Source organism: Aliirhizobium wenxiniae (assembly GCF_019511445.1).
Lineage (GTDB): Bacteria > Pseudomonadota > Alphaproteobacteria > Rhizobiales > Rhizobiaceae > Neorhizobium > Neorhizobium wenxiniae_A.
In genome coordinates, this window is record NZ_JAEUAN010000021.1 from 77,483 (window position 1) to 98,696 (window position 21,214).

The following is a 21,214-nucleotide window of genomic DNA, read 5'->3' on the forward strand; positions in this document are numbered from 1 at the left end:
TCGCAAATCAGCGGCGCCTGCTGTCGAAATCCGGATGCGAGATTTCAGGGCGCGTCAAGCGAAGTGTTTCAAAATGTGTCAGTCGCGGCCAAAAATGTGGCAGGCCTTGGATGTGTAACCCGCAATGCGAAAAAGCACTGCGGGTTACGAAGAGTGTCAGTCCTTGAGCATGCGCCCGACAATGTCGCTGACATCCGTCGAAAGGCCGGAAGCTTTTGCGATCTTCGATAGCGACAGCCGTGCCCGTTCGGCGCGGATGGGCTCAAGCGAACGCCACGAGCGCATCGAAGTCAGAAGGCGTGCGGCAAGCTGCGGGTTCTTCGGGTCGATTGCCAGGATCTGGTCTGCGAGGAAATCGTAGCCCTTGCCGTCGACGCGGTTGAAGCCGGTCGGGTTGCCGAAGGCGAACGTGCCGACAAGCGAGCGGACGCGGTTCGGATTGCCGGCGTTGTAGCGTGGATTTTCCATCAAGGCTTTTACCCGATCAAGCGCATCGATGCCCGGGATTGTTGCCTGGATCGAGAACCACTTGTCGATGACCAGCGGATTGCCGTCGAAACGGGTGAGGAAGCTTGCGAGAGCAGCAGTTGCTTCCGACGCGTCCGGGAAGCGATGCGCAAGCAGCGTCAGTGACTGCGCAAGGTCCGTCATGTTGTCGGCAGCGGCAAACGCTTCAGCCGCGCGCTGCGGGCTGTTTTCCGCGTGGCAGAGATAGGAGAGGGCAACGCCGCGAAGCGAGCGTTTGCCGGCATCCTCGGCTTCCGGCGAATAAGCGCCTTCGACCTTCATCTCGTTATACAGGCGGACGAAGACTTCCTCGCCGGCCTTGGCGATTGCTTCATGTACGGCCTTGCGGCCGGCATGGATCGCATCGGGATCGTTGTTGCCGCCAAGCGCGCGGGCAATGTCGGCTTCGCTCGGCAGGTTCAGCGCCTGCGCCCGGAAGGCGGGCTCCAGCGATGCATCGCCGGCGCATTCAAGAAGAGCGGCGACGAAGGCGGTATCGCAGGTTACATCCTTGCCGTCACGCGCATCGCGTGCCGCCTGTGTCAGGTTCGGCATGGCAAGGTCGGTCAGGGCCTGCCAGCGCGAGAAGAGGTCGCTGTCGTGGCGAGCGATATGGACGAGATCTTCCGGCGACTGTTCGAATGCCAGATTGACCGGTGCCGAGAAGGACCGGTTGAGCGACAGAACCGGACGCGAAGAAATGCCGGAGAAGGTGAAGCTCTGGCTGCGCTCGGTCAGGTGCAGCACGTCACCCGTCACTTCGCCGCCGGTGACCGATTTAGGTTCGGCAACCTGCCCGTTATCGAGGATCAGGGCGAAGGAGAGCGGGATATGCAGCGGCTCCTTGTTCGGCTGGCCGGGCGTGGCCGGTGTCGTCTGTTCGAGCGACAGCGTGAAGGTTGCTGCGGCACTGTCATAGGAGCCAGAGGCGGAAACCAGTGGCGTGCCGGCCTGAACATACCAGCGGAAAAACTGGCTGAGGTCGCGACCGCTCGCATCCTCGAAGCATTTTACATAATCCTCGACGGTGACGGCCTGGCCGTCATGGCGCTCGAAATAGAGGTCCATGCCTTTGCGGAAATCGTCGCGTCCGAGAATGGTCGAGATCATCCCGGTGATCTCGGCGCCCTTCTCGTAGATCGTCATCGTGTAGAAGTTGTTGATCTCACGATAGCTATCCGGACGCGGCGGATGTGCCAGCGGGCCGCCATCCTCCGGGAACTGATCGGATTTCAGATGACGCACATCAGCGATCCGCTTGACCGGGCGCGAGCGCATATCTGAGGAGAACTCCTGGTCGCGATAGACGGTCAGGCCTTCTTTCAGGCAAAGCTGGAACCAGTCGCGGCAGGTGATGCGGTTGCCGGTCCAGTTGTGAAAATATTCGTGCGCGATGATGCGCTCGATATTCGCATAGTCCTGGTCGGTCGCGGTTTCCGGATCGGCCAGCACGTATTTGTCGTTGAAGACGTTGAGACCCTTGTTCTCCATCGCCCCCATGTTGAAATCGGAGACGGCGACGATCTGAAAAATGTTAAGATCGTATTCGCGGCCGAAATGCTCTTCGTCCCACTTCATCGAGCGCTTCAGGGCATCCATGGCATAAGCGGCGCGGGCCTCCTTACCGTGCTCGACATAGATCTTCAGCGCCACTTCGCGGCCGGACATCGTCTCGAACGTGTCCTCGATGACGCCGAGATCACCGGCGACCAATGCGAAGAGATAGGCGGGCTTGGGATGCGGGTCGAACCAGGCCGCAAATGCACGGCCTTCGTCATAACCGGCGCCGCCGAGGAAATTGCCGTTCGACAGCATGACCGGGTTGGCCGCCTTGTCACCAATAATGGTGATCGTATAGGGCGCCAGAACATCCGGACGGTCGGGGAAATAGGTGATGCGGCGGAAACCTTCGGCTTCGCACTGGGTGCAGTAGACGCCGTTGGTCCGGTAGAGGCCCATCAGCTGGGTATTGGCTTCCGGATTGATGTAGGTGGTGATCGTCAGTTCGAACGGAGATTCGGCCGGCAAATCGCGGACGGTCAGGCTGTCCGGTGTCGCGTCATACTGGCTGGCCGGCATTTCCTTCTGGTCGAACAACAGGCCGGAAAGCTTTAGCTCATCACCATCCAGTATCAGCGGCAACGATGCATCGACGCCTTCACGCCGATGGAAGATCAACCGGGCCTCGACCTTGGTGTTGGTCGGATCGAGTTCGAATGTCAGGTCGACTCGTTCCAGAACAAAGTCAGTGGGGCGGTAATCCGCCAGATGCACGATCTGGCCCGTATCTGTTCGCATGATGTTTCCTGAAACGGCTTAACGACTGGACGCGGCGATGAGATGCCGGTCCTTGATCAGACCGGTTTGCACCCCAACGCCGCGGGCATATTTGCATTCAATGCTAAACGATTGTTGAACCGCGGCTAAAATAAAGCGGCCTACTCTCAGTATAGTGATCCTTTTTCATACAGAGCTATTTGCCGGGACGGCAGACAATAGGGAAGTGTCTTTCGACCGGGACATAGTCGGCTGCGTCGATTGGCCCATTGGCAATCACGCGTCAATTTTCGCACACGGCGTTTCGCTTTTGCGCTAATGTGCAGCGAATCCACCCCGCCTGCTTCTCTGGTCAGGGCTTAGGGCCTGAACCACAACGAGTTCCCCCAATGGCATCCGACGCATTAAATCCCCTTCGCGGGATTACGTTGAAAGTATTGTCTGTCGTTGTATTCGTCATGATGCAGACCTGCATCAAGGCAGCCGGACCGGACCTTCCGGCCGGACAGGTCACCTTCTACAGATCGGCCTTCGCGCTGGTGCCGATCATGGGCTATCTGGCATTTCGCCGCGAATTGTTTCACGCTTTCCATACGAACAGCTTTTCGGGACATCTGAAACGCGGTGTGCTTGGTATCATGGGCATGATCTGCGGCTTTTACGGCCTTGTGCACCTGCCCATGCCCGATGCGATCGCGCTCGGTTACTCGATGCCGTTGATTGCGGTGATTTTCGCTGCCGTTTTCCTGAAGGAGACCGTGAGGCTCTACCGCTGGACGGCGGTTGCGATCGGCATGGTCGGGGTGGTGATCATCTCCTGGCCGAAGATGACGATGTTCAGCACCGGCGGGATGGGATCCGAGCAAGCCATGGGCGCGCTTGCCGTGCTGCTTGGGGCGGTGCTTGGCGGTTTTGCAATGATCCAGGTACGTCAACTGGTACAGACGGAAAAGACCGCGACGATCGTGCTGTATTTTTCGCTGACCGCGGCGGTCTTCTCGATTGTCACCCTGCCATTCGGATGGGCATCTCTGGAATTTAACGCTCGCCTGTGCCTGATCGCCTCGGGATTTTTTGGTGGCTTGGGCCAGATCCTGCTGACTGAAAGCTATCGTCACGCGGATGTCTCGACCGTGGCACCTTTCGAGTACACATCGATCATTCTCGGGATCGCTATTGCCTACACGCTGTTCGGTGATATTCCGGCCTTCAATACGCTGGTTGGTACCGCCATCACCGTCTCCGCCGGCATTTTCATCATCTATCGCGAACATCAGCTGGGCCTTGAGCGCAAGGCGGCGCGCAAGGCATCGCCGCCGGGAGCGTGATGGATAGCATGGCAGAGATTAAAGCGGAATGCCGGAGAGTGGGCCGACGGAATTTATCACGTCGCCTCGGGTCTTGCTCGCTTCGGAAAACTCGCGTGACGCATTCACAGCGGTGTGTATCTGTCGCAAGTTTTCACGGAGTGTGCGAAGAGGCCTGAAGATCGATCTCATCGCACATCCTCCTCAACGTTCGCGGAATTCGGCAAACATGGCCGAAGGGCGGGAAATCCCGGCCGGGCGCGCCATGGCGCGGGAAGTAATCTGTTCGTTCGTGGCAGAACCGAAACGGTGGTAGCCCTGTGTCGAACGTGGTCCGACGCCTGCGGCGCGGAGAGTTTCAAAGCCCGAATGAATGGGGCGAAAACGGGTGGTCATTGGTTTAGTCCTTGAGCCTTGGTTCCTCCCAAGACATTAGTAATATTGCTAAATATACCCCGATTCCGCAATGCGGCAGAACGCCACGCTGCCATGCGTTGCGCGCATGGGTTGCTTCACATAACGGTAATATTTTGTGTTTTGTTAGCTTGTTTGCACGTTATATGTGCAATTTCGACTAGCTGAGGCCCTGCCGGAAGGACAACAGATCTTGCCAGGTCAAGGCTTTGTTACCTGGAGCGTTCAAGAGGTCCTGCGGATGGAATGTTGCAAGAGCCGGAATTTCCATGCCCGCGAAAGATATGGTCTGCCACTGGCCGCGCATGGTATGGATCGTGCCGTTGCCGCCGATGAAGAAGCGGGCGGGGAAATTGCCAAGCAGCAGCAGCGCCTTTGGCCGGGAAAGTGCAACCTGCCGCTCGATGAACGGTTGGCAGATATCCATCTCGGCCGATGACGGCATGCGGTTTCCCGGCGGACGCCAGGGAATGATGTTGGTCATCAGCACACCATCGCGGGAAAGGCCGATCGCGCCCAGCATCCGGTCAAGCAGATCTCCGGCCCGACCGGAAAACGGAGCGCCATCGCGATCATCATCGGCATTCGGCATCGGACCGACGACAAGAATGCCGGAGGATGGATCGCCGCTGGCAAATACCGTCGAGCGGGCGCTGTTCTTCAGATTGCAGCCTTGGAAAGTCTCGATCGCGGTCTTCAGCTCAGTGAGTGAGCCTGCGCCATCTGCAGCCGTCCGTGCCGCTGCCACCGCCTGTGCTGCCGGTATCGCGACAGGAGCGCTTGTTGCCGGTGGAGGGGCTGCCGTGCCGGGACGCTTTGCGGAAGCACCGCTGCCATTCGACGGGGAGGGGGCTCTGCTGTCCTGCGGGCCTTGATCCCGCGCGGCCGCCGGAACCCTTGCCTGCGCCTTCGCGGCCTTCTGCGCCTCGAACTGGGCAATCCGATCGACCGGTTCATCGTCAACAAGCCATTCCACGCCCGAATCCGCATAAAAATGCAAAAGGGCGGCAAGTTCGGCCGGGTTGAGGTCAGAAGCGACGTTCATGGATCCGTTCTTACAGCATCCTGGCTGAAAGTGGGAAATTGTTTGGGGCAGTTATCCCCTCACTTGCGATTTCTAACACTTAGCTGAAGCTAAGATGTTGAAATCGGTACCTCTCCCGCACGGGGAGAGATACGGTTGAGGCGCCCTCGAGGCATTACCTCTCCCCTTGTGGGAGAGGTTACAAAATCAAGATCTTAGCCAAAGGCTAAGTCTTAGATTTTGTTGGAGAGGGGCTTATGCTTGCCACTCCGCGGAAGCCTTACGCCGCCCATTCACCAACATTATCACTCTCGCCGATCAGCGCCAGGCCATGGGCGATGGACAGCAATTCGCCGCCGCTCTCGATCTTCGAAGCGTCGAAACGCCGGGTGAAGATCTGCCGCACTGCCGGCACGAAGGAGGTGCCGCCGGTGAGGAACACCTTGTCCACCTCTGCAGGGGCCGTGTTCGTTTTGGTCAGCACGTCGTCCAGAGCGCCTTCGATCTTGGCAAGATCGTCGGCGATCCAGGTTTCGAAATCGGCGCGCTTGACCATCTTTCTTCCAGCCTTGCCGAGTGGCGAGAAGTTGAACTCGGCTTCCTCTGCGCCCGAAAGCGCCATCTTGGTCGCCGAAATCGCCTGATAAAGCGGGTAACCCTCGTCGTGCTCGACAAGCTCGATGAACAGTTCCAGCTTGTCCGGATCGACGGCCGAGCGCACCAGAGACTTCAGGTCGTTGAACTCGCGGGTGGTCTTGAAGATCGACAGCTGGTTCCAGCGCGAGAAGTTCGCGTAATAGCTGGACGGCACTTCCAGGAGCTTGTCGAAGCTTTTGAAGAACGTGCCCTTGCCGATCTCAGGGGCCACCAGATGTTCGATCATCTTGGCGTCGAAATGATCGCCTGCGATGCCGACGCCGGAATGACCGATCGGCTTTGCCGTCAGCTTGCCGGCATGGCGCTCGAAGCGGATCAGTGAATAGTCGGTGGTGCCGCCGCCGAAATCGGCGACCAGAACATTGGCGTCGCTCTTCAGTGTCTGGGCAAAGTAATAGGCGGCTGCAACCGGTTCGTAGACATAATGGATCTCGGGAAAGCCGAGCCGCGTCAGTGCTTCGTTGTAGCGGTCGGTGGCAAGCGCCGGGTCCGGGCTGGCGCCGGCGAAATGCACCGGCCGTCCGGCAACGAGACGGGAAACCTCTGCCGGCCAATGGCCATCCGCATAGGTCTTCAGACGCTTGAGGAAAACCTCCATCAGGTCTTCGAACGTGTGACGGCGGGCAAAGACCAGCGTTCCTTGAAAAAGCGGGCTGGCGGCGAAGGTCTTGATCGACTGCAGGAAACGGGCGTCGCCGGGGTTGTCGATGAACTGACGGATTGCGGCCTGTCCGGCCTCGACCTTCAACGCCTGTGCGCCAAGCTGCGCATCCTTCATGAAGGAGAGCGCGGTGCGCATCGAATCCGTCTCGCCGGCGCTGCTCGAAAACTGCATCGAATGTGTTGTGCTGCCGCTGTCTGCCAGCGCCAGAACGGTATTGGTCGTGCCGAAATCAAGCCCGAGCGCCCGTGCCATGGCCGTGCTCCTTATAGTCTGCAAAATTGATTGAGCCGGGACGCTCCCGGACGCGATAAGGGCGAAGCCGTTGCCTCGCCCTTTTTAAAGAGCGCGCCTGATGCCACAGGCGGCGCGCGAAGGCAAGGGATATGAGCCCGCAAATGGAAAAGGGGCGCTCGGATGGCGCCCCTTTTCCTTTCTTGATCAGACCATATGAATCAGGCCTCGGCGTACCAGCGTGCAGGCAGGGATTGGCTCTGCTGAGCATCCATGCTGTCGAACATTTCCGACTTTGCGCTGGTGGCGGCGCCGGTCGATATCTGGTCGAGCATCTGCCGGATCATCTGGTCGTGAACATTGGCCGCAGCGCGCCGCTGGCTGGCCGAGATCTCATCCGTCGCCTTCGCGGACGCACGCTCGCGGATCGCCTGAAGATCGGCCAGCAGCGGCGTAAGGAAATCGCGCACGCCAGTCGTCGCACCATTCTTCTCTGCTGATGCAGAGGTGTCCGCGGGGGCGGTTGGCTCTTCCTCAACCGGTTCAGCACCGATCTCGTTAGCTTCCTCGACAGGTAAAGCAGGCTCTGACGATGCAGGCTGCTCGGCAACCATGTCGTCGCCCGATGCGTCCGTTTCCGCTGTCGGAACTGGTTCGGCAGCATTCGTTTCGTCGGCGGGCTGCGACGTACTGTCTTCCGGTGCCGCGCCAATGTCCGTTTCGGCTGTATTGTCTACCGGCTCTTCCGTATCGGCCTGAGCCGGCGGCGTCGGGCTATAGGTGCCGTCGTCGGTTTCTTCCGGCGAATAGTTTTCGACACTATCGGCCTGGCCACCGTTGGCAGGCGTGGTCGCTGTGTTGTCGCCATGGTTCGTCTCGCCAGAACCGGACGATGGCGATGATTGGCTCGGTGCGTCAGCCTGGCTGCCGCCACCGAAAATACCTTCGAGAAGCAATGTTTTCTCCGCTGTTGACGAATGTCGGGCGGCCTGTAGCAGTCGCGGATTGAGGCGGGGTCAATGCGCGAATGACAAATAAAATCAATATTTAAGCATCTGAAAATATGATTGAGTAATGGATTTTGTATATTGGTGAAACATGTGGTCGAGAGACACCGCCGCCATGTTTTGGCCTGCTCGCACATGTCTATCTCCATGGCTCGAATCGAATACATGGAGTTGGCCTGCCGTGATCTCTATAAAACCCGCTTTCCTCGCTCTTTTTGCTGCTGCCGTCGTCTCCACAGCCGCTCCCGTCAATGCCGCCGATCCCGTGCGCTGCACCGTTGTTGTTGATGTCGATACCGGCATGGCGATCCACCGGCAGGGTGGATGTGACCAGGCATTCTACCCGCAATCGACCTTTAAGCTGCCGCTGGCGATGATGGGATACGACAAGGGTATTCTTGTGGATGAACACAATCCCCGCTGGGAGTATCAGGCGAAGTTCAAGCGTTCCGAACGTGAGCAGAAGGCGACCGACCCGACCATATGGGAGAGGGACTCGATCGTCTGGTATTCGCAGGAGCTCACCCGTCGCCTCGGCCGCGAAGCCTTTGCGGATTACGTCCGCCGGTTCGATTACGGCAACCGAGATGTTGCTGGTGGACCGGGCGGCACCGACGGGCTGACGGAATCCTGGCTGAGTTCATCGCTGAAGATCTCGCCCGACCAGCAGGTGAGCTTCCTCAGGCGCTTCATGACAGGCGAGCTGCCGATTTCCGCAACGGCCGTGACGATGACGCAGGCTATCGTGCCAGTCTTCGAGGCGGGTGGTGGCTGGACCGTTCACGGCAAGACCGGTGCCGGCTGGCTTCGGGATGCCAAAGGCAAGCCGGATCGCAGCCGCCCGCTTGGCTGGTTCGTCGGCTGGGCTGAAAAGGGCGGCCGGAAGGTCGTGTTTGCCCGCATGCTGGTGGACAATAAGCGGCATACCGACCAGCCGATCAGCTTCACCGTCCGCGATGGACTGATAAAGGATCTGCCGAAGCTGACATCCCGTCGGCCGAACTGATCAGATCCGGAAGCGGCGCGATGCCCAGACGATCAGAACGCCGAGAAGCGTCGCCAGCACGCCCCACAAGATCCAGGGCGTTTGGTTGATCATGAAACTGGAGCGCGGGTAGGGGAAAACACCGGTCCCCTGGCCGATCCAGACAAGCCCGATGACGCCGACGAGGAAACCGAAAATCCCGGCGATAAGCCTGATCAATCGCATGGCCACTCCCTGCCGTCATTCCTATCACAGGAAGATATGGCGGGAGCAGCAGTCATCAATGCCGCTGCCGATCGTGGTGGAAAATGGTATCGCAATCCCGTCAAGAAAAAGGCCCGGTCTGTCGCCGGGCCTTGGTCGTTCAGAGAGACTTTGCCGCGCCGCCATCGACGCGCAGCATGGTCCCGGTAATGTAGCTTGCCGGCTCCGAGCAGAGGAAGGCGCCGGCAGCGCCGAATTCCTCGACGGTGCCGAGACGGCCTGCCGGTATCGTCTTCACCGACGCCTCGCGGATTTCTTCCATGCTCTTGCCGAGCCGCTTGGCATTGGCGCCATCCAGTTCCTCGATGCGGTCGGTCAGGATGCGGCCGGGAAGCAGCATGTTGGCGGTGACGCCGGAGCCCGCGACTTCGGTTGCAAGCGTCTTGTTCCAGCCGACCAGTGCACCGCGCAGCGTGTTGGACAGGGCAAGATTGGGGATCGGCTCGAAAACGCCGGAAGAGGCGACGGTCAGGATTCTGCCCCAGCCCTGTTCCTTCATCTGCGGCAGGAGCGCGTTGGTGAGCGAAATCACTCTGAGCACCATCGACTGGAAGAAGGTATCGAGCTTATCGGCGCTCATGTCCTGCGTGCCGCCGGGTGTCGGGCCTCCGGTATTGTTGACGAGAATGTCGATGCCGCCGAGCTTTTGGCTGACCGCTTCAACCATGGCCTCGACGAAATTCTCGTCGGCAAGGTCGCCCCATACCCAGTCGGCCTTGCCTTTGCCGGCGGCGTTGATCGTCTTGCAGTTTTCGGCAAGCTTGTCGCCCGAACGTCCGACCAGAAGAACATTGGCGCCTTCATTGGCCAGCGCCGTGGCGATGCCGAGGCCCAAGCCGCGCGAGGAGGCGAGGACAAGCGCCCTTTTGCCCGAAATTCCCAGATCCATTCCGTTCTCCTGTGACGATGTTATCTATCGATGCGGTTATAGTGGCCACTGCTCACATTGGAAGCCCGATCCGGCCTTTGATTGGCTCAACTCCATGCCACGGCAGGCGGGGCGGCGTTAGGACGCAATCACGGAACAAGCCTTTGCTTGAACCGTGTTTGACCTTACGGATATCTCGCATCGAAGAAAGCTTGCGACTTGTCAGGTTGTATGACAACAAAGACATGGAGGCCGTGCGGCATTTTGACGTTGACGTAAACGTTATTTGTCCTGCAGATTAGTGGAGTGGGTCTTCGTGTCTGGTTAGTCGGTGTCGCATCCCGGCTCGACAACCATCCTGGCATTTGCCAAGGAATAGTTTGACAAAAGGGGATCCCGCCGAGGCGGAGGCATTTGGAATGAGCGAAGACATGGAACGTCCCGAACGGGAGATGATGGAATTCGACGTTGTTATCGTCGGTGCTGGCCCGGCCGGCCTGTCCGCCGCAATCCGGCTGAAGCAGATCAATCCGGATCTGACGGTCGTGGTACTGGAAAAAGGGGCCGAAGTCGGCGCTCACATTCTCTCCGGCGCGGTCGTCGACCCAGTCGGTATCGATGCGCTTCTACCCGGTTGGAGGCAAGAAGAGGGGCATCCGTTCAAGACCAAGGTGACCGACGACCAGTTCCTGTTCTTAGGACCTGCCGGCTCCATCCGCCTGCCCAACTTCACCATGCCGCCGCTGATGAGCAATCACGGCAAGTATATCGTATCGCTCGGCAATGTCTGTCGATGGCTTGCGGGGAAGGCGGAAGAACTCGGGGTCGAGATCTATCCCGGCTTTGCCGCGTCGGAAGTGCTGTATGACGATGCGGGCAATGTGATCGGTGTCGCCACCGGCGACATGGGCATCGAGAAGAACGGCGAGCCCGGCCCTAACTATACCCGCGGCATGGCGCTGCTCGGCAAATACACGCTGATCGGGGAGGGCGTGCGCGGTTCGCTGGCCAAGCAGCTGATCGCAAAGTTCGATCTGCAAAAGGATCGCGATGTCCAGAAATTCGGCATCGGCATCAAGGAATTGTGGGAAATCAAGCCCGAGAACCACAAACAGGGTCTCGTGCAGCATTCCTTCGGCTGGCCGCTCGACATGAAGACCGGTGGCGGTTCCTTCCTTTATCATCTGGAAGACAATCTCGTCGCCGTCGGCTTCGTCCTGCATCTGAACTACAAGAACCCCTATCTCTTCCCCTTCGAGGAGTTCCAGCGGTTCAAGACCCATCCGGCCATTGCCCCGACTTTCGAGGGTGCCAAGCGCATCTCCTATGGCGCACGGGCCATCACCGAGGGTGGCTACCAGTCGGTGCCGAAGCTTTCCTTCCCCGGCGGCGCGCTGATCGGTTGCTCTGCAGGCTTCGTTAACGTGCCGCGCATCAAGGGTTCGCATAACGCAGTTCTCTCCGGCATTCTTGCCGCCGACAAGATTGCCGCCGCGATTGCCGATGGCCGCGCCAATGACGAACCTGTCGAGATCGAAAACGAATGGCGCACCGGCCCGATCGGCAAGGACCTGAAACTGGTCCGCAACGTCAAGCCGCTCTGGTCGAAATTCGGCACCATCATCGGCATTCCGCTTGGCGGTCTCGATATGTGGACCAACCAGCTGTTCGGCTTTTCGCTGTTCGGCACGCTGAAACACGGCAAGACCGATGCCCAGTCGCTCGAACCGGCGGCAAAGCACAAAAAGATCGATTATCCGAAGCCGGATGGCGTGTTGACCTTCGACCGCCTGTCCTCCGTCTTCCTGTCCAACACCAATCACGAGGAGGACCAGCCGGTCCATCTCAAGGTGAAGGATATGGATCTGCAGAAGACATCGGAACACGACGTGTTTGCCGGTCCCTCGGCGCGTTACTGTCCGGCGGGCGTCTATGAATGGCGCGAGCAGAATGGCGAAGAGACCTACGTCATCAACGCGCAGAACTGCGTTCACTGCAAAACCTGCGATATCAAGGACCCGAACCAGAACATCAACTGGGTACCGCCGCAGGGCGGCGAGGGGCCGGTCTATCCGAATATGTAACTGTCGGCCGCCGACACGAATGCCCGGCTCAATACGATAAAAGAACGGCAGCCTCGAGCTGCCGTTTTTCTATTTCCTCGGGAAGATCTTGTCCGGTTATTCTAAGGCCTTGGTAAGGCTCTTTTCATTCTTATATCTGATCACATCTGGCTGATTGCCTATGTCTTTCGTGTTGTTCGAAAGAAGAATAGGTATGGTTCCAGACAGGTAATTCATTTCCTTTGCGCCAACAGGTCGGCATGTGATGAGCAACAGAGATATCGTCTTCGGGGTCGCCTCGGTGATCGGGGCTTTCAGGGCTGGTGCAGTTCTCGCCGCGCTGGTGATCATGGCGGCTCTTGTCAGTGCCGGCGAAGCGGCTGCCGTCGATTGCCGTGCCTATCCGACCCCGGGTGTGGATTGGAGCAACTGCAAGAAACGCCTGCTGATGCTCGACAACAGCAATTTCGAGGGGGCCAATCTCTCGGGCGTCGATTTCAGCATGACCGATCTCAGCCGTACCAATCTCAAGAAGACGAATTTCAGCAAGACCATGCTTGTTCGGGCGTCACTCGCCCAATCCGATGCGACAGGCGCCAATTTCGAAAGGGCGGAAGGCTATCGCAGTAATCTGTCCGGTATCACCGCTTCCGGCGCGAGCTTTGTGTCGGCGGAAATGCAAAGGTCGAATTTTTCCGACGCCGATCTGACCAATGTCGATTTCACCAAGGCGGAACTCGGTCGTGCGGTTTTCTACAAGGCAAAGCTGGCGAACACCCGCTTCGCCTTGGTCAACCTTTCTCGCTCGACCTTCCATAATGTGAGTATCAGCGGGCCTGTCGATTTCACCAATGCGTTCCTGTTCCTGACACGGATCGAAGGTGTCGACCTGTCGAAGGCCACCGGCCTTGAGCAGGACCAGATTGCACTGGCTTGCGGAGACGATCGGACAACGCTGCCGGAAGGGCTGAAGATGCCGCCCTCATGGCCCTGCGAGGAAGAGTGACCGAGAACACAATTGTTACCGGTTTAGGCTCAGGTAACACACGTCATTAGCGAAGCATTAACCATAACGTCCTTAGCTTGCGTCATCTTTTCGACGCATCAAGGACACGATCATGCCGATTTCACGCCGCGGCCTTCTGGCTGGCTTGCCACTTCTGCTGGCCGGTTGCGCTTCGACCTATAACGAGCAGCAGAACTACGCTGCCCTGCCGGAAGAAGAGTTTCCTCTTCACCGCGTACCGATCGACAAGATCAAGCCGGAACTGCGCCGCCAGCAGGTTGCCTTTGGCGGCAATTATGCCCCCGGTACCGTCGTGGTCGATACCCCGGCCAAGCGTGCCTATTACGTCCTCGGTGGCGGTCAGGCGATCCGTTACGGCGTCGGCGTTGGCCGCGCCGGCATGGCGCTTTCCGGCAATGCCTATGTTGGCCGCAAGGCAGAATGGCCGTCCTGGACCCCGACCGCCAACATGCAGCGCCGCGAAGAGCGCTACCGCAAGCTCGCCGGAGGCCTGCCGGGTGGCCCGAACAATCCGCTCGGTGCCCGCGCCATGTATCTCTATCGCAACGGCAACGACACGCTGTTCCGCCTGCACGGTACCAACCAGCCGGAATCGATCGGCCATGCCATGTCGAGCGGCTGCATCCGCATGATGAACCATGACGTGATCGACCTCTACAACCGCGTTCAGGTCGGCGCCAAGGTCGTCGTCATTCAGGCCTGAGGTCTGAACATCCAGTCATCGAAAAAGCCCGTCGCGCTGATTGCGGCGGGCTTTTTGCGTTTCAGGTCCGGGCTTTCCAGGCGACCACCATCAGCGCGCCGATGATCGAGATATGCTCCATCACCACATAAAATTCGATCGTCTTGAACGGCTCTTCCATCGTCCAGAAGTGATGCACGAGCGGGATCGTCAGTGCGGTAAAGACCGCAAGCGCCCCGGCACCGAGCCACGTCCAGCGATTGAGAATGATCAGGATCGAGCCGCCGAGCTGCGTGATGATCGTCGCGATATTGAAGGCGACCGCCGGCTCCAGCCCGAAATGCGCCATCTCGGCAACACCGGCATTGAAGTCGATCAGCTTGGATAGCCCGCTCGCCCAGAACATGAAGGTCAGGACGGTGCGTGCGAGATAACCGAACCAGGTGGAGCCGGTCAGCGCGCTGATCGGGTTTGGAGTTCCGTAGGATGATGTCTGTGAAGTAGCCATGATGTCCCCCATAGGCTGGAGGGACAATCATAGCGTGAAATTTGCGCTTTGGTAAGTATAGCGCGTAGTAGGCGCAGTTCTTAGAAGCCCGAGAGAACCAGCTTGCCGCGGGTCTTGCCGCTTTCGATCAAGGCATGTGCCGCCTTCAGGTTGACCGCATTGATCGGGCCGAGAACCTCGGACAGCGTCGTCTTGATCTTCCCGGCATCGACCAGTTCCGCCACATGCGTCAAAAGCTTGTGCTGCTCGATCATGTCCGCGGTCTGGAAGACTGGGCGGGCGAACATGGTTTCCCAGTGGATTGACAGCGCCTTGCGCTTGAACTGGCGCACATCGACCGGCTCTTTCGGATCGTCGATCAGCCCGAGCCGGCCCTGCGGCGCGATCAGTTCGAGAATGTCGCCGATATGCTGTGATGTCTCTGTGATTGAAAAGACGAAGGCAGGGGAGCCGATCGCCAAGTCCGCGATCTGCCTGGCGAGCGGCTTCGAGTGGTCGAGCACATGATGTGCGCCGAGCTCTCTGATCCAGTCCTGTGTCTCAGGCCGTGAGCCGGTAGCGATAACCGTGACGTCAGAGAGTTCACGCAAGAGCTGGATGGCGATCGAGCCGACACCGCCGGCGCCACCGATCAGCAGGACGGCGTTCCAGGCGCTCGCCACCTTGTCCTGCACCCGCATCCGGTGGAATAGCGTCTCATAGGCGGTGATTGCGGTCAGCGGCAGTGCGGCAGCCTGTTCGAAGCTCAGCGTCTTCGGTTTAGGCCCGACGATCCGTTCGTCGACCAGATGAAACTCGGCATTCGTGCCCTGCCGGTTGATCGCGCCGGCATAATAAACCTCGTCACCCGGCTTGAAGAGTTTGACATCCGGGCCGACGGCCTTGATCACGCCGGCTGCGTCATAGCCCAGAACCTTGTACTGGCCGGGCTCAAGAACGGCATTCTTTCGGGTTTTCGTGTCGACGGGATTGACCGAGATCGCCCTGATCTCGACCAGCAGGTCGCGCCCCTTGGCCTCGGGCATCGGCAGGTCGATATCGACCAGTGCTGTCTCGGATGAAATCGGCTGGTTCTGGTTGAAACCCACGGCGCGCATCGATCAACTCCCTTTTTTGCTTGGAAGAATAGATGGCGCGGTGGCGCGCGCGACGCAAGGAGCGATGGGCCGCACATCGTACGGCCCGCCGTAAATCAGGCGTGACCAGTCTTGCGCTCCAGGCGCACGGACAAGAGGAAGACGCCGAGGCCGAAGAGCGACAGCACCGCGCCGACATAACCGGTGGCGGCAAACCCCCAGCCCCAGGCAATCACGAGACCGCCGAGTGCTGCTCCGAGAGCATTGGCGATGTTGAAGGCGGAGTGGTTGGACGCGGCAGCCAGCGTCTGCGCGTCGGCTGCAACATCCATCAGCCGCGTCTGCAGCGCCGGACCCGCGGCAAAACCGCAGCCGATCAGGAAGACGCAGAGACACAGCATGAAAGGATAGTGCGCCGTCAGGCCGAAGGTCGTCATCACCACGACGTTGAAGATCATCGTGCCGCCGATCGTGCCGGTGAGCGAGGCATCGGCAAGCCGCGATCCGACGATATTGCCGACATTCATGCCGATGCCGAACAGCGCCAGCACCACGGACACCATGGCGACCGGCATCTGCGCCGTTTCCGTCGTGGTCGAGGCGATATAGCTGAACACCGAGAACATGCCGCCGAAGCCGACGGCGGCAATGCCGAGCGTCAGCCAGACCTGCGGCTTGGTGAAGGCGCCGAGTTCGCGCAGGATGCTCGCACCCTCCTTCACCTTGTCCTTCGGCTTGAAATACCAGACCAGCGCCACCGTCAGCGCACCGATGCCGCCGACGAGATAGAAGGCGGCGCGCCAGGTGAGGATCTGCCCCATGAACGTGGCAAGCGGCGTGCCGAGCAGGGTCGCGATGGTCAGCCCCAGCATGACGCGACCGACGGCGCGGGTGCGCCGGTGCGGCGGCACCATCGAGGCGGCCACCAGCGAGGCGACACCGAAATAGGCGCCATGCGGCAGGCCGGTCAGGAAGCGCAGGAAGGTAAAGGTCCAGAAATCCGGCGCCATGGCCGACAGGATGTTGCCGACCGCAAACACGCCCATCAGCCACAAGAGCAGCGTTCGGCGCGGCACACGCGCCGACAGCACGGCGATGATCGGCGCTCCGACGACGACACCCAGCGCATAGGCGCTGATCACGTAACCGGCCATCGGAATGCTGACATCGTAGGTTGCCGCCACATCCGGCAGCAGGCCCATGATGACGAATTCACCCGTACCGATGCCGAAGCCGCCGACGGCAAGCGCAAAGGTGATCAAGAGGACGGCAAGTGGCGATAGGGTGTGGGGCTCGGATGCGAGGCGTGCGGCATCCATGGAATGTACGCTGTCGGTCATGGTTTTCGGATCTGTGTTGAATGGTGGGCGGACAGGATGGCGCCTGTCTGAACGTCCCGAAGGCCGCCAAACAGCTTGCCTCCGACGTGAACTTAGCATGTCATTGTGCACCGCGGTAGAAGAACATTAGATTTTGTCAAACTTTCACATGCGACATGCATTAGTAGCGCTGATCTGCGGAGGTCAGGCTCTTGATAAGACAACGTCCCGCAACCATTTCCTGATCCACCCGTTGTCTCGCCGCCTCAAATTCAAACCGGATAATTCATGAACCTCTATGCAGTCTTCAACCGCGATGGCGGCACATTTCGAACCACCGACATGGACGCTTATTGCGCCCATGCGCTGAGAGCGTTCGAAGGGGCGGGGCATGAAATCGAGTGTCATGTGGTGTCCGGCGACAAGGTTGTCGAGACGATGGAAAAGGCCGCCGCCATGAACGGTGTCGATGGCCTGATCGCCGGCGGAGGTGACGGCACGATTTCCGCCGCATCTTCGATCGCCTGGAAGAGCGGCATCGCGCTCGGCATCGTCCCGGCAGGCACGATGAACCTGTTTGCCCGCTCGCTAAAAATCCCGCTGGATATCTGGGAGGCGATCGACGTGCTGTCCCACTCCCATGTCCGCGATGTCGATATCGCCAGCGCCAATGGTCGCAGCTTCGTCCACCAGTTTTCCGCCGGCCTGCATGCCCGCATGGTGCGCTACCGCAATTCGATGAGCTATGCCTCTCGTCTGGGAAAAATCCGCGCCAGCACCCGCGCCGCGATCGGTGTCATGCTCAATCCGCCGGAATTCGAGGTCGAGTTCAATGCCGAGGGCAAGACCGGCGTGCGCCGCGTGTCCGCCATCTCGGTATCCAACAACGAGTTCGGCAGCGATGCGCTGATGTATGCGGATGACGTCACCCGCGGCCATCTGGGCTTCTACATCGCAGACCCGTTGACGCCCGCGGGCGTGGCAAAGCTGACCTTTGATATCCTGAGAGGAAGGTTGAAGGACAACGAGGCGGTGACGGCGATGACAGTTACCGAGCTGGAACTGCATTTCCCTCGCCACCGCAAGGATGTCCGCTGCGTGATCGACGGTGAGCTCCTGCCGATGGACCGCGACATCCTGCTCAAGATCCATGCCGGCGAGCTGAAGGTCCTCGTCGACCAGATCCCGCAGAAGGAAATTGCCGAACAGCATGGCAGCGGAATCTGATCAGTTTCAGGCCGATGCGACAGGCGCAAGCGGCTGAATGAAGGATGCCGCAGCCGCATCGTCATGCATTCCGTCCCCGCGTGATTTCACCGTCACGGCATTGGAGGCGAATTCCAGCCCCGCAGCCTTGCAGGCGGAAATCAGCCGCTTGATCGCCTCGCGCTTGATGATGCTCGGATTTCCCGGCAGCGAGGTGAACTTGAAGCGCACCACGATCGAGGTTTCGGTAATGTCCTGAATGCCCTGCATCTTCAGGGGCACGAGGAAATCCGCGCCGAATTCCGGATCGTCCAGCATGGCGATACCGACCTTCTTGGCCGTCTTGCGGATCAGTTCGGGATCGCTGTCGCGTTCGAATTTCAGCTGGAATTTGATCGTGCCCCAGTCGCGGCTGTAGTTGCTGACAGAGCTGATCTGGCCGAAGGGGACCGTATGAACCGGGCCGTTATGGTGGCGCAGCCTCACCGAGCGGATGGCGATCTGCTCCACCGTGCCCTGCTGGCTGCCGGTGCTGATATATTCGCCGATGCGGAATGCGTCTTCGGCGATGAAGAAGATGCCCGACACGATATCCTTCACCAGCGCCTGTGAGCCGAAGGAGAGCGCCAGTCCCAGCACGCCGAAGCCAGCTAGAAGCGGCGCGACATTGACCCCGAGAGCGCTCAATATCACTAGCGCGCCGACGGCAAGCACCGCCCCGAGCGCCAGGTTGCGCACGACGGGCATTGCCGTCGATAGCCGGCTGGTCTGGCGTTTCTCGTTCTGGTCCTCATGTCCCGGCAGCATGATGGCAGGCGAAGGGGCAAGCGCTTCCGAATAGCGCCAGATGAAGGTCGCCACCGCCCAGCTTGCGACGACTGCAAAGCTCAGTCTTTCGAGCCAGAGGATCCAGCCCGTCGCATCCGCCGCCTGTCCGCCCATGAAGGGTGACCATATGGCGGTGATCAGATGCAAGCCGCCGATCCACACGGCACCTGCGCAGAGCACCCTGAGGCTTGCGAGAAGCGAGGAACCGAGACCGGCACCGCGCACCCGCTCGTGGTGCCGTGTAAAATCGTCGACCAGCGCATGTGCGCCGAGTGCCAGGATCGGCAGCGCGAGCAGTGCCATCTGCGTCATGCCTGCGGCAAAGATCCAGCGAGCGCTGTTCGGCGTCCCGGCAAACAGAACACAGATCAGCCACAGCGCCAGCGCCGTCACCACATAGAATTCCGGCAACAGGTTCCCGGTCAGCCTGCGCACGATACCGGGGTTGTCGCTGATGAAGGCATCGCGGATATCGTTGCGCCCACCGATGAACCAGAAGAGCTTGAGCAGCGTCAGCAGCGTGTTGCCGGTCAGGAACCAGCCGTCGATGATCAGGCTGTCTATTCCGATTGCGCCCGCAAGCCGCGCCATTTCGGCAATCGCCGCGCTGATCAGACCATAGGTCACCAGGATGCGGAAATGCCATTCCGGCCGGTTGATCGGCACGAGGCTGCGCCCGCCGTGGTTTTTCTTGAACAGCAGCCGAGCAAGCGAGACGTAGAGCGATGCCACGATGGTGGCCGTCACGATGCTCCTCACCATGCGGGTCGTGGCTTCTCCCTGCGGTCCGAGCAGATCGAACACAAAACGCGTGGCCACGAGGAAAAATGCCACCGAGGCGAGATCCCCGATCATCCGCCTCAGGCTCTGCCCGATGATCCCGGTCATCCGCGCGGCCTGCGGCACCTCCCGTCTGAACGCCGCCGCCATCAGGCGCCGCAGAATGAATGTCGCGGCGGCCGCGGCTGCAATCGTCGAGAGAGCAAGAAGCAGCACCCGGCCATGGCTGCTGCCTTCCTCGGTCAGCTTCTCGTCTGCCATCACCATCGCCGTGGGCAGGCTGCCGACGCCGGAAAGCGCAGTCGTCGCACCGCGCATGAAGGCTGCGGAAAACTGGCTCCACTTCGCCATGCCCATGTCCGTCGCCATCATTTCAGGCGTCGGTGTCATCGGAGCAGGCGAGGGAGCGGTTGCTGCAGGTGCCGCAGGGGGCTGAGATGCGCGTGCCTGGGATACGGCAGGCGTGGATACTATTGGTGTGGATGTGACCGGTGTTGGTGTAGCAGGCGCGGGGCCGGCATTACCCGTTACCGCTGCCGGCACGGCCGCCACCGTCCCGGATGAAATCGTCGTCGCCTGTCCGACCTCGATCGCCACGGGCCTACCGCTTCGCGCCGCGAAATCGAGGACCTGCTCGACATCGGCCTCGCTCTGGCCGGGATGGACAATGATCGTGAGCGGCGTGTCATCCGCCATGGCAGAACCGCCAAGGGCGATCGTCACGATGATGGCGGTGAATGTGGTGCGGAGGAATGCGAATATCTTGTCCATGGCCAACGTCCTCAACGACGCTGTCGCCTTCCGTACAGACCGGTGCGACAATCCGTACCTGCGATTTATATCAGCAAGATGCGGTGGCGCGAATGGGGTTGTTACAGTTCGGCCGTGGTCAGATGCTTGAGACCGAAATGGCCGCCGGCCGCGATCAACCGGCGAGCCAGTATTTGGCGAGCGCCGGTATCTCGCGCGCGATCGAATAAAGGTCCCGGCCTTCGAAATAGCGCGCATGTGCCGTGCCGACTTGCGCGATACCGGCATCCCGGAACGCCATGCGACTGCGGGTGAGATGGAAATACTGAGATATTGCGATAGCCGAGCTCAGACTGCGTTCCTTCATCAGGCCGGCAGCGTTGATTGCCGTATCACGGGTCGTGTTGCCGAATTCATCGGTGATGATCCGGTCTTCAGCAATGTTCTGTGCCACGAGATAGTCCCGCATCACCTTGCCTTCGCTGAACCCTTCCTTGCCGGTGCCGCCGCTGACGAGGATGAAATCAATGATCCCTTGTCCGTGAAGCTCGACGGCTCGATCGAGCCGGGCCTGAAGCCGAGGTGATGGCGTCCCGTCCGGCATGACCATCGAACCGAGCACGACGCCGACATCCGCCTTCTCCACCCGATCATTCAACCCGTCGATCACGATGGCAGAAGCTGAGGCGGCCAGAAGCAGAAAGGGCGCGAATATAAGGGCAATCAATCGTTTCATTATCATCTCATCAAAAGGCGTCTGGATCAAAATC

Annotated in this window: 18 protein-coding genes; 6 read left to right on the forward strand and 12 right to left on the reverse strand. The window is 59.8% G+C overall.

Annotated elements, in window-relative coordinates; all coding sequences use genetic code 11:
* Positions 1-156: 156 nt before the first annotated feature.
* Positions 157-2,805, reverse strand: coding sequence for an aminopeptidase N (gene pepN, locus JNB91_RS22995; RefSeq protein WP_220327815.1), 2,649 nt, complete (start codon positions 2,803-2,805; stop codon positions 157-159).
* Positions 2,806-3,173: 368 nt separating this feature from the next.
* Here pepN and JNB91_RS23000 point away from each other — a divergent pair, with 368 nt between their 5' ends.
* On the forward strand, positions 3,174-4,112 hold the full coding sequence (locus JNB91_RS23000; protein ID WP_220327816.1) for a DMT family transporter: 939 nt from the start codon (positions 3,174-3,176) through the stop codon (positions 4,110-4,112).
* Positions 4,113-4,295: 183 nt separating this feature from the next.
* Here the strand turns inward: JNB91_RS23000 and JNB91_RS23005 are convergent, their stop codons facing one another.
* The 4 genes from JNB91_RS23005 to JNB91_RS23020 all read right to left on the reverse strand — a co-directional run bounded on the left by JNB91_RS23005 (position 4,296) and on the right by JNB91_RS23020 (position 8,037).
* Positions 4,296-4,487 (reverse strand): hypothetical protein, encoded by a 192-nt coding sequence (locus tag JNB91_RS23005; RefSeq protein WP_112457015.1) that lies wholly within the window; start codon positions 4,485-4,487, stop codon positions 4,296-4,298.
* A 178-nt stretch (positions 4,488-4,665) separates the two neighbouring features.
* Positions 4,666-5,550 carry a uracil-DNA glycosylase gene (locus tag JNB91_RS23010; RefSeq protein ID WP_220327817.1) on the reverse strand — a complete coding sequence of 295 codons (885 nt, stop codon included), beginning with the start codon at positions 5,548-5,550 and terminating at the stop codon, positions 4,666-4,668.
* A 259-nt stretch (positions 5,551-5,809) separates the two neighbouring features.
* Positions 5,810-7,102: an Hsp70 family protein gene (locus tag JNB91_RS23015; protein WP_220327818.1), complete on the reverse strand. Its 1,293-nt coding sequence runs from the start codon at positions 7,100-7,102 to the stop codon at positions 5,810-5,812.
* 200 nt (positions 7,103-7,302) lie between these two features.
* A complete protein-coding gene (locus JNB91_RS23020; RefSeq protein ID WP_220327819.1) occupies positions 7,303-8,037 on the reverse strand; it encodes a hypothetical protein in 735 nt (244 codons plus the stop codon).
* Positions 8,038-8,278: 241 nt separating this feature from the next.
* Between JNB91_RS23020 and blaOXA the strand changes: the two genes are divergently transcribed.
* A complete protein-coding gene (blaOXA, locus tag JNB91_RS23025) occupies positions 8,279-9,094 on the forward strand; it encodes a class D beta-lactamase (RefSeq protein ID WP_346269386.1) in 816 nt (271 codons plus the stop codon).
* Here blaOXA and JNB91_RS23030 read toward each other — a convergent pair whose 3' ends face one another.
* Positions 9,095-9,298 (reverse strand): hypothetical protein, encoded by a 204-nt coding sequence (locus JNB91_RS23030; RefSeq protein ID WP_220327821.1) that lies wholly within the window; start codon positions 9,296-9,298, stop codon positions 9,095-9,097.
* 139 nt (positions 9,299-9,437) lie between these two features.
* Entirely contained in the window at positions 9,438-10,226 is a 789-nt protein-coding gene (locus tag JNB91_RS23035; RefSeq protein WP_220327822.1) for an SDR family oxidoreductase, read from the reverse strand.
* A gap of 398 nt (positions 10,227-10,624) precedes the next feature.
* Here JNB91_RS23035 and JNB91_RS23040 point away from each other — a divergent pair, with 398 nt between their 5' ends.
* The 3 genes from JNB91_RS23040 to JNB91_RS23050 all read left to right on the forward strand — a co-directional run bounded on the left by JNB91_RS23040 (position 10,625) and on the right by JNB91_RS23050 (position 13,998).
* The gene (locus JNB91_RS23040) at positions 10,625-12,289 is read left to right on the forward strand and encodes an electron transfer flavoprotein-ubiquinone oxidoreductase (RefSeq protein WP_220327823.1); all 1,665 of its coding nucleotides are present in this window, start codon (positions 10,625-10,627) and stop codon (positions 12,287-12,289) included.
* A 244-nt stretch (positions 12,290-12,533) separates the two neighbouring features.
* Positions 12,534-13,274 carry a pentapeptide repeat-containing protein gene (locus JNB91_RS23045; RefSeq protein WP_220327824.1) on the forward strand — a complete coding sequence of 247 codons (741 nt, stop codon included), beginning with the start codon at positions 12,534-12,536 and terminating at the stop codon, positions 13,272-13,274.
* 112 nt (positions 13,275-13,386) lie between these two features.
* A complete protein-coding gene (locus tag JNB91_RS23050; protein ID WP_220327825.1) occupies positions 13,387-13,998 on the forward strand; it encodes a L,D-transpeptidase in 612 nt (203 codons plus the stop codon).
* A 61-nt stretch (positions 13,999-14,059) separates the two neighbouring features.
* Here the strand turns inward: JNB91_RS23050 and JNB91_RS23055 are convergent, their stop codons facing one another.
* The 3 genes from JNB91_RS23055 to JNB91_RS23065 all read right to left on the reverse strand — a co-directional run bounded on the left by JNB91_RS23055 (position 14,060) and on the right by JNB91_RS23065 (position 16,901).
* Positions 14,060-14,485, reverse strand: coding sequence for a DoxX family protein (locus JNB91_RS23055; protein ID WP_220327826.1), 426 nt, complete (start codon positions 14,483-14,485; stop codon positions 14,060-14,062).
* 80 nt (positions 14,486-14,565) lie between these two features.
* Positions 14,566-15,582 (reverse strand): zinc-binding alcohol dehydrogenase family protein, encoded by a 1,017-nt coding sequence (locus JNB91_RS23060; protein WP_220327827.1) that lies wholly within the window; start codon positions 15,580-15,582, stop codon positions 14,566-14,568.
* 95 nt (positions 15,583-15,677) lie between these two features.
* Positions 15,678-16,901 carry an MFS transporter gene (locus JNB91_RS23065; protein WP_220327828.1) on the reverse strand — a complete coding sequence of 408 codons (1,224 nt, stop codon included), beginning with the start codon at positions 16,899-16,901 and terminating at the stop codon, positions 15,678-15,680.
* A 267-nt stretch (positions 16,902-17,168) separates the two neighbouring features.
* Between JNB91_RS23065 and JNB91_RS23070 the strand changes: the two genes are divergently transcribed.
* Complete coding sequence (locus JNB91_RS23070; RefSeq protein ID WP_220327829.1) at positions 17,169-18,107, forward strand: diacylglycerol/lipid kinase family protein; 939 nt, start codon at positions 17,169-17,171, stop codon at positions 18,105-18,107.
* Positions 18,108-18,113: 6 nt separating this feature from the next.
* Here JNB91_RS23070 and JNB91_RS23075 read toward each other — a convergent pair whose 3' ends face one another.
* Both JNB91_RS23075 and JNB91_RS23080 read right to left on the reverse strand, forming a co-directional pair.
* Positions 18,114-20,465 carry a mechanosensitive ion channel family protein gene (locus JNB91_RS23075; RefSeq protein WP_220327830.1) on the reverse strand — a complete coding sequence of 784 codons (2,352 nt, stop codon included), beginning with the start codon at positions 20,463-20,465 and terminating at the stop codon, positions 18,114-18,116.
* A 154-nt stretch (positions 20,466-20,619) separates the two neighbouring features.
* Positions 20,620-21,180, reverse strand: coding sequence for a YdcF family protein (locus JNB91_RS23080; RefSeq protein WP_220327831.1), 561 nt, complete (start codon positions 21,178-21,180; stop codon positions 20,620-20,622).
* Positions 21,181-21,214: the final 34 nt, after the last annotated feature.